The 9,977-nt window shown below is 33.2% G+C and carries 6 protein-coding genes and 1 pseudogene; 4 read left to right on the top strand and 3 right to left on the bottom strand.

All coding sequences use genetic code 11. The features are described from left to right. Window positions 1-254: transposase (locus BUB34_RS07725; protein WP_143153353.1), on the bottom strand; the 254-nt coding region annotated here is incomplete at its 3' end. Between the two features lie 94 nt (window positions 255-348). Here BUB34_RS07725 and BUB34_RS07730 point away from each other — a divergent pair. Then, the gene (locus tag BUB34_RS07730) at window positions 349-750 is read left to right on the top strand and encodes a cell wall-binding repeat-containing protein (RefSeq protein WP_073126181.1); all 402 of its coding nucleotides are present in this window, start codon (window positions 349-351) and stop codon (window positions 748-750) included. Between the two features lie 45 nt (window positions 751-795). On the opposite strand, the gene BUB34_RS07735 is transcribed toward BUB34_RS07730, so the two are convergent. Beyond that, window positions 796-1,473, bottom strand: a complete 678-nt coding sequence (locus BUB34_RS07735; protein WP_073126183.1) for a helix-turn-helix domain-containing protein — start codon at window positions 1,471-1,473, stop codon at window positions 796-798. A 265-nt stretch (window positions 1,474-1,738) separates the two neighbouring features. On the opposite strand from BUB34_RS07735, the gene BUB34_RS07740 reads away from it, so the two are divergent. Both BUB34_RS07740 and BUB34_RS07745 read left to right on the top strand, forming a co-directional pair. Then, window positions 1,739-2,395, top strand: coding sequence for a hypothetical protein (locus tag BUB34_RS07740; RefSeq protein ID WP_073126184.1), 657 nt, complete (start codon window positions 1,739-1,741; stop codon window positions 2,393-2,395). 247 nt (window positions 2,396-2,642) lie between these two features. Further along, entirely contained in the window at window positions 2,643-5,012 is a 2,370-nt protein-coding gene (locus BUB34_RS07745) for a cell wall-binding repeat-containing protein (RefSeq protein ID WP_073126186.1), read from the top strand. A 193-nt stretch (window positions 5,013-5,205) separates the two neighbouring features. On the opposite strand, the pseudogene BUB34_RS14000 reads toward BUB34_RS07745, so the two are convergent. Then, a pseudogene (locus BUB34_RS14000) lies at window positions 5,206-5,343 on the bottom strand (transposase); the annotation flags it as partial. A gap of 1,272 nt (window positions 5,344-6,615) precedes the next feature. Between BUB34_RS14000 and secA the strand changes: the two are divergent. After that, on the top strand, window positions 6,616-8,958 hold the full coding sequence (gene secA, locus BUB34_RS07755) for a preprotein translocase subunit SecA (RefSeq protein ID WP_073126188.1): 2,343 nt from the start codon (window positions 6,616-6,618) through the stop codon (window positions 8,956-8,958). Window positions 8,959-9,977: the final 1,019 nt, after the last annotated feature.

The raw sequence follows: 9,977 nt of genomic DNA on the forward strand, positions 1-9,977 counted from the left end.
AGCGCCGCTTGCTTTAAAATATCATTTTCCATTTTTAATTGTTGATTTTCTTTTCTAAGTTTTATTAATTCATCTTCTTCTTCAGTTCTATTATCTTTAGCCTTAAACGAACCTGAGCCATTATAGTCGCTAACCCACTTATTCACAGTAGATCTAGCCACCTTATATTCTTTTACTATTTCATTAGGGCTTTTACCATTATTAACTAAAGTTACTATTTGCTTTTTAAACTCATAATTATATCTTTTAGACATGATAGACCTCCAATTTCCTTTTATCTATTATATCATGTCCGAATTTTTATTGTATAATTAAGTGTAACCTATCCATGGGGAAGTATACACTTGGTTGAGCGAAAAGCAATTGACAAACGCTTATTTTATAGGTGGACAAAATGCTATAAGCGACAAAGTAATATCTGATATAGACAAAATAACAACAGAAGATGTAACAAAAAATAGAGTAGCTGGAAAAGATAGAGCTGACACTAACGCAAAAGTAATAGCTAGATTCTATCCAGATGCAAACCTAAACTCTGTACTAGTAGCTAAATCAGATGTTTTAGTAGATGCACTTACAGCTGGGCCATTAGCATCAAAACTACAATCTCCAGTAGTACTTATGGGATCTAATGGACTATCACAAGAACAAAGCGCTTCACTAAGCGGTAAAAAATCACCTAAAGTATATCAAATTGGTGGAGGAATAAACTTCAAATCAGTAGATAAACTAGTGGACACACTTAAATAAAATCAAAGGGAGTATAAGAGGCAAAAGCCCCTATACTCCCTTTATTTATCTTAAATCACTGGATAAAAATATTTTAAAATCAAAACTTGGTCTAAAATGATTAAACACACATTTCAAAACTCTATTTAACTCATCATAACAAACCATATCATCAACAACAAAAGCCGAAATAAAATGAATATTACCCTCATCAAAAGTATGCTTAAAATTAAAATAAAAATCAGCAAAAGTAGCTTTTATAGAGTTTGTATTTAATAAATCGGTAGAACTCAAAGAACTTATAACACAGCAAAACACCTCAGCAGTATCACTAAACCCAACAAAATCAAACCCTACCTTGTTATTTATCATATAATCTTCATTAAAATCAATTATTAAACCAGTATTTTTTCTTATATCAGAAGAAATCAATTCTAAAACCTTTCTTTTTAAATAGATAGAAGTGTCATATTCACATGAGGACTCTGAAACACTACAAAAACTATCATCTAAATTAATTTCAGTTTTGTTTGGAATATATCCACTAAGCTCAAGCAAATAGTTATAGTCTATATTTAGAGCATCTGAAATCTTAAGTAAATTATTTGGACTAGGATTAATTCTCTTGCCCTTTTCAATCCTAGAAATCTCAGTATGACTAACACCTGATAAACTGGACAAAGACCTAATAGACATATTCTTCTCTGTTCTAGCCTTCCTTATAATATCACCGGGTTTCAACATTTTAACAACATCTCCTTTTAAAAAACAGAACTCTTAGGTTACAATACGAATTAAAAGGTTGCATAAGAATTCTTAATTATGATAATATTAAATCGTAAAAAACATATAATTGTATTTTTTTGTAACATAATAAAACAATTATACCAAAATCGACATAATACATATACAATCACACCAGACTTAACAATTCAGAGATAAATGACGGTATTTTAAAGACATTACTATTTAGATCACAAATTATAATAGTAAAAGGGGGCCCTTTAAATTGACCAACAAAAAACTTCCAAGCAAAAAAATTATAAAAGAAGAACTAATAAAAGACCTAGAACTAAAAGACATAAAAAGTAAAATAAAATACCTAGCACAAGTAATAGGACTACAAAAACTAATCGAATTCTCAGAAATACTAGGCGGAGAGGAAATCTATATACCCACAAAAAAGGGACTTTTAATAAATCCTACAAAACGATTAGTCGCAACCCTAGTGCCAAAATACAAAACAACTGAAATAGTAGAAATATTAGGAGTATCAAATAACCTAGTAGAGAAAACAAGAGAACTAAGCAAAAAAGAAAAACTAGAAAAAATAGCAAACAAAACCCCAAGAAAACTAACCCCAAAAAAAGTAGATGAAATCCTAATAGCCGACCTAAGAGATAGCGACATGTCAGAAAACTTCATGGACATAATAGAAATCATAGGATTTGAAAAAGCAATTGAATGTTGCGAAAAAATAGGAGGCCTTTGCATGTACATGCCTCACATAAACAAAGTACTTTACGGACCAAGAAAAAGAATGGCAGCAAAACTATACAACGAAAAACACCATCCAGTAGAAATAGGCAAACTACTAAACATGAACCATGAAGATGTAAAAAAAGTGGCAAAATTATATTCATCAGAAAAAGAGGAAAATGAGTAGGTGAATTATAACATAGAAATATTCTATTAAAATCCAATTAAAATTAAAATTATATTTTGTAATAATTTAAAAAATAGTCAATATGTAAAAAATGTAAAAATTTGTAGGAAAAAAATGGTAATAAATTCACGGGAAAATATTGTAAATAAGCTTGTAATATAATATCATTAGAGTGTGAGAGATACAAAAATACGGTTATTTACATAAAAAGAGATGTAATTAATATAATGTTGGGGAGGAAATATATATGTTAAAGAAAAAAAATATAGCAATGGTTATGGCCGCTGCTACAGTAGCAACTTCAGTTGCTCCAGTATTTGCTTTAGAATCACAAAGTGTTACTAAAGAGGAATTAGTAAAAGAAGTAAAGGAAAAACTAGCTGTAAAATACAGTGGAAAAGACGCAGAATCAGTTTATGATATTATTGTAAAAAGAGGTACTCAAGCTGAAGAAACAATAAAAACAATGACAGAATTAGAAAAAATACTAGAAATGGCAGAAGTAAAAGGTGAAGAGGTAACTGTAGATATAGTAGATAAAGGCCATGTGGAAAACTCAGACGGCAAGATAGTAAATGTAGTAGATGGAAAATCATACGAAACAGCATTAGCTGAAGCTACAAATGGTAAAGCAGCAGCACAAAAAGCATTAGAAGCTGCTCAAACTGCTGTAACAGAAAAAGAAAAAGCATTAGATGAAGCTACAAAAGCACAAGTAGCAGCACAAACAGCATTAGAAGAAGCTGATGAAGATGGTAAAGCAGCAGCAGAAAAAGCATTAGAAGCTGCTCAAACTGCTGTAACAGAAAAAGAAAAAGCATTAGATGAAGCTACAAAAGCACAAGCAGCAGCAGAAACAGCATTAGATGAATTTAAAAATATAGTTGAAGGTGAAACGGTTATAGACTTTATAGCTAGAGAAATGTCAGCAGGTAATAAAGCTATTGATAAAGTAATCGCTTTAGATGCAAATGAAAAAGAGTACGAAATAACTAAAAATGAAGATGGAAATTTAGAATATACAGATAGTGATAATAAAACAATTGCTTCTGATGCTTCTGAAAAAATTGATAACATAAAAGTAATATTAAAAAGTGGAGTTGAATTAATTGTAAACGGAGAAACTGCTCAGTTAGATATTACTAAAGGTTTAGATAAAGATGGAAATGATGTATATATAGATAGAGCTGATGAAGAAACTGCTAAAAGAGTAGTAGATTTCAAATTTGTAGAAGTAAAAGAAGATGCAAAAGCTGTAGATATACCATCTAGAGTTGTAGCAAATATGACTACAAAAGTAAATTCTTTAACAAAAGAAGAATTCAACTTATCTACTTTCAAAACAGAAAAAGGATATACTGAAGCTGGTAAAGAGTTAGTGGGATTATTAAAACTTGCTTCTGATGAAGATAAAAATGTTACAACTACTAAAGATGGTAAAGTATATCAAGTTAGATTCCATCAAGATTCAAAAGATAATTTAAAGGTTGTAGCAGTTAAAGATGGCGGATACGCATTAAATATAGATTTAAGAGTTTCAGAAAGTGGTAAAAAATTACCATCAAATGAAAATGTTAGATTAGTAGTAAAATCTAATGTTCAAGCAGATTTAGCAGATTTTAAAGATATAATACAAAAAGGTGAAATTGTAACAACTGCTAACTATAAAACATTAAAAGGGGATACTAGATTTGAAACTGCTATAAAAATAAGTAAAGAAGCTTATAAACAAGATGGAACAGCAGAAGGAGTAGTGTTGGTAGGAGAAAATGCTGTAGTTGATGGATTAGCATCAGCACCACTTGCGGCACAAAAGAAAGCTCCAATATTATTAACTAAAAAAGATGCAATACCTGAAGAAACTATGAAAGAAATAAAAAGATTAGTAGCAAAAGGTGCTCCAATATACTTAATAGGTGGAGAAAATACTATATCTAAATCTGTTGAAGTTCAATTAGCAAAAGAAATGAACGCTGATATAAAAAGACTATCAGGTGATGATAGATATGATACATCTTTAAAAATAGCAAAAGAATTAAAATCAACTTCTAAGGAAGCATTTGTAGTAGGTGGAGATGGATTAGCAGATGCTATGTCTGTAGCATCAGTAGCAGCTCAAAAGAGAACTCCTATAATAGTTTCTCCAGCAGAAGGATTAACTAGAGATGCTAAAGCGTTCTTAGATGATGAAACTAATAAAATAGCAACAGTAGATGTAGTAGGTGGTAAAACTAAAGTTTCTACACAAGTGTTAAAAGACATAGTTGAAATAAAAAATGGTGATGCTCAAAAAGCTCTAGTAGCAGATAGAATATCTGGTACTGATAGAAACGATACAAATGCTAAAGTAATAAAAGAATACTTTGAAAAATCTTCTGATTTAGAAAATGTATACGTAGCTAAAGATGGAGATGCTCAATTAGTAGATGCATTAGCAGCAGCACCTTTAGCTGGTAATGGTACTAATAAAGGAGTTATAGTACTTGCAACTAATGATTTAACTAAAGCTCAAGTGGAAGAACTTAAGCTTAAAAAGAACGATCAAAAAGTCACTCAAATAGGTGGAGGAATAGCTTCTGTAGTAATTCAAAAAGTTCTTAAAGCGGTAGTTAAGTAATATAAAATTGATATATACAAAAAGGCTTCTCAAAAGAGAAGCCTTTTTTGCTTTTTAAAATAGAAAATAACCTAGCGAAGGAGGAGTAAAGATATAAATGGCTCTTTGTCAAATAACGTTGATGAAGTCAATATTTAATTTTTAAAGGCAGCATCTAATACAGTTTTCTGTATAGATGCTGTTTTTAAATTACTTATATTTTTTCCCTTAGTAATACTGTTAATCTTAAATTTTTAAAACTTCTAAATCCGAAGGATACTCTTTTGAGTACTTTAATAGTATTATTCTTACCTTCAACCCTAGCATTTGTATATTTTGTAATTAAAGCATTTAATACGTACTGTTTTTATTTTTCAAAGATTCAAGGCTTGTTCTAAAGCATAAAGGACAGTCTTTTAAATCCTTTGATAGCATTTCTAAAATCATTTTTACATTTCTTTTTTTAATATAAAATAGGAAGTTTTGATAAAATACATACTCCTCCTTTAGTTCAGCGCAAATTTATTTGATATTAGTCTTGAATTTCTTCATTGTATCTACTCGAAGTTTATTTATAATGCATATGAAATAATATTTATTGCTCAATATATCGTATGTATAAGTAGTTTTCAAACATGAGATACCATAGGAAGAAGCGGTTAAGTTGTAAGCTGAATCGGCATTGCGGTTTTAATGTTTGTAGAGAGGTTTTTATCTTTCTCCAGCTCATTAGCCCATATTTTTTCAAATACAAGATAACCAAGCGACGGATGGTGAAGTGGTAAGCTGAATCGACATTGCAGCCTGTCTGTTTGTAGGAAAGGTTTTATATTTCTCCGGCGCAGTAGTATATATTTTTTTAATAGAAAATAACCTAGCGAAGGGGGGAGTGAAGATATAAGTCGCCCCGACATTGCAGCTTGACTGCCTGGAGGAAGACTTATATCTTTCTCTAGCGTAGTAACTCATATTTTTGAAATACAAGATAACCAAGCGAGGTATGGTGAAGTGGTAAGCTGAATCGACATTGCAGCCTGTCTGTTTGTAGGAAAGGTTTTATCTTTCTCCGGCGCAGTAGTATATATTTTTTTAATAGAAAATAACCTAGCGAAGGGGGGAGTGAAGATATAAGTCGCCCCGACATTGCAGCTTGACTGCCTGTAGAAAGGTTTTTATCCTTCTCCAGCGCAGTAGCCCATATTTTTGAAATACAAGATAACCCAAGCGAGGGCTGGTGAAGTGGTAAGCTGAATCGACATTGCAGCTTTAATATCTGTAGAAAGATTTTATCTTTCTCTAGCGAAGTAGTCCATATTTTTTTAACAGAAAATAACCTAGCGAAGGGGGGAGTGAAGATATAAGTCGCCCTGACATTGCAGCTTGACTGCCTGGAGGAAGACTTATATCAAACTCCACCCGAAGCGGTAATTTACACAAAAAAAGATGGGCTACCAAGCCCATCTTTTGTGTGAGAAATACCAAAATCAGCAAAGAGATGCTATATTTTAGTACCACAATTATACTACACTTAATAAAACTTGTCCACAAATAAAAGTTAAAAAATAGCCACTCCTACCCAAACTAATGTATAATAGAATAGTACAACTTTTAAGGAGGGGAATAAATGTCAGTCTTAGACAAAATACTAGATAAATCAGACGAATTAGAAATAAAAAAACTAAACCAAATAGTAGATAAAATAGAAGAACTAGAAGAAAAAATACAACCACTAACAGATGAAGAATTAAAAAATATGACAAACATATTTAAAGATAAATTAAAAAATGGACAAACTTTAGATGATATACTACCAGAAGCTTTCGCAGTAGTTAGAGAAGCTTCAAAAAGAGTGCTTGGTATGCGCCAATACAGAGTTCAATTAATCGGGGGAATAGTTCTTCACCATGGCAAAATAGCAGAAATGAAAACAGGAGAAGGAAAAACTCTAGTAGGAGTAGCGCCAGTATACCTAAATGCACTTACAGAAAAAGGTGTCCATGTAATCACAGTAAACGACTACCTTGCAAAACGTGACAAAGAAATAATGGAACCAGTATACAATTTCCTAGGAATGAGTGTAGGAGTAATAGTAAACGGTCAAAACCCATTAGAAAGAAAAGAACAATATAAATGTGACATAACTTACGGAACAAACAACGAATACGGATTTGACTATCTAAGAGATAACATGGTAACAAAAAATGAAGACAAAGTCCAAAGACAATTAAACTTTGCAATAGTAGATGAAGTAGACTCAATACTTATAGACGAAGCTAGAACTCCGCTTATAATATCAGGAACTGGAGAAGAAAGCACAGAACTTTATAACATAGCCGACAACTTCATAAACACATTAAAAGAAGAAGACTACGAAACAGATGAAAAAGAAAACACAGTTTCCCTAACAGAATCAGGGCTAAAAAAAGCAGAGTCATTCTTCAACATAGAAAACATAACGAGTATAGACAACATGGAAATATTCCACCATGTAAACCAAGCACTAAGAGCAAACAAACTAATGGAAAAAGACGTAGACTACGTAGTAAAAGATAACGAAATACTTATAGTAGACGAATTCACAGGAAGAATAATGGATGGAAGAAGATACTCAGACGGACTTCATCAAGCAATAGAAGCCAAAGAAAAAGTAGAAATCCAAAGAGAATCAAAAACCTTAGCAACAGTAACATTCCAAAACTTCTTTAGACTATACTCTAAACTATCTGGAATGACAGGTACAGCAAAAACAGAAGAAGGAGAATTCCAATCCACTTACAATATAAACGTAGTTCAAATACCAACAAACAAACCAGTAATAAGAGCGGATTTACATGAAAAGGTATTTAGAACAGAAAAAGAAAAATACAACGCAGTAGTAGAAGAAATAATAAAAATACATAAAACAAAACAACCAATACTAGTAGGAACAGTATCAATAGAAAAATCAGAACTACTATCAGACCTACTAAACAAAAAAGGTATAAAACATGAAGTATTAAACGCAAAACACCATGAAAAAGAAGCAGCAATAATATCAAAAGCAGGAAAACTAGGAGCAGTAACAATAGCAACAAACATGGCAGGTAGAGGAACAGACATATCCCTAGGAGCAGGAGACAAAGAAGAAGAAAAAATAGTAAAAGAACTAGGCGGACTATATGTAATAGGAACAGAAATACACGAAACAAGAAGAATAGACAACCAGCTAAGAGGACGTTCAGGACGTCAAGGAGACCCAGGAACATCTAGATTCTTCGTAAGCTTAGAAGATGAAGTTATCAAACTCTATGGAGGAAAAAGCATAGAAAAGATAATGAAAAGAGTAGGAACAAAAGAAAACGGAGCAATAGAAAACAAAAGCATAAGCAAAGCAATAGAAAGAGCCCAAAGAGCAATAGAAGGCAAAAACTTTGAAATAAGAAAAAACGTACTTCAATATGATGACGTAATCAACGAACAAAGAAAAGTTATATATAAAGAAAGAAATAAAGTCTTAGACAATGAGGATATAGAACAAGATATAAGAAACATGGCACTAGAAGTAATAAAATTCGCAGCCAAACTTTACCTAGAAAAACAAAAAGATTACACAGGTTTCCTAAACTACCTAGCACTAGCATTTATGCCAGCCGAAACCCTAGTAATCCCAGACATGGACAAAATGAAAGTAGATGAAATAATAGCATACACACACGATCTATCAAATAGAGTATATGATTTCAAAAAAATCACACTAGGACCAGATAGATTAAAAGAACTAGAAAAGAAAATACTATTAGAAGTAGTAGACAAATATTGGATAGAACACATAGACGCAATGGATCAACTAAGACAAGGAATAGGACTGATGGCAGCAGGCCAAAAAGACCCAGTAAAAGAATACACAATCCAAGGCTACGAAATGTTCGAACTTTTAAATAGAAAAATCCACATAGCAACAGTACAATACTTATACAAATTCAACTAAAATAAATCGCAGATACTAACCTATCTGCGATTTTTCATACAAAAAACAGGCGAAGCCTCAACCACCGTAGGTGTAACACCCATATAAAAACTCAGGAGGTATAATTATCTTGATTGTGTTGAAGTGTTTTTACATCCTTCTCCCAGTTTAATTTATTTCTAATTGACCAGGCGAAGCCTCAGTCACCGTAGGTGAAACACTAATATAAAATCCTTGTGATATAACAGCAGCTTGGCTGCCTGTGTTGAAATGGTTTTTTCACTTCTCGCCCCCGGGCTAATTTATATTCGGATTGATGTGGAGGAGGCGGCGGAGGGTGAGATAAGAAAATAGACAGAACCAACACAGCAGCTTGCCTGCCTGTATTGAAATGTTTTTTTTACTTCTTGCCCCCCGGGCTAGTTTATATTCGGATTGATGTGGAGGAGGCGGCGGAGGGTGAGATAAGAAAATAGACAGAACCAACACAGCAGCTTGCCTGCCTGTATTGAAATGTTTTTTTTACTTCTTGCCCCCCGGGCTAGTTTATATTCGGATTGATGTGGAGGAGGCGGCGGAGGGGTAGGTAAGAAAATAGACAGAACCAACATTGCAGCTTGCCTGCTTGGAGGTAGTTTTTCACACCCTCACCCCCGGGCTAATTTATATTCGGATTGATGTGGAGGAGGCGGAGTCGGAGGGGTAGGGAAGAAAATAGACAGAACCGACATTGCAGCTTGCCTGCTTGGAGGTAGGTTTTAACACCCTCGCCCCCGGGCTAATTTATTTTGGATTGATCGAGGTGAATGGGGAGGCGAAAGGTGAGATAAGAAAATAGACAGAACCAACACAGCAGCTTGGCTGCCTGTGTTGAAATGGTTTTTTAACTTCTCGCCCCCCGGGCTAATTTATATTCGGATTGATGTGGAGGAGGCGGCGGAGGGTGAGATAAGAAAATAGACAGAACCGACATTGCAGCTTGCCTGCTTGGAGGTAGGTTTTAACACCCTCGCCCCCCAGGCTAATTTATTTCGGATTGA

The sequence above is a fragment of the Asaccharospora irregularis DSM 2635 genome, assembly GCF_900129815.1.
GTDB lineage: Bacteria > Bacillota > Clostridia > Peptostreptococcales > Peptostreptococcaceae > Asaccharospora > Asaccharospora irregularis.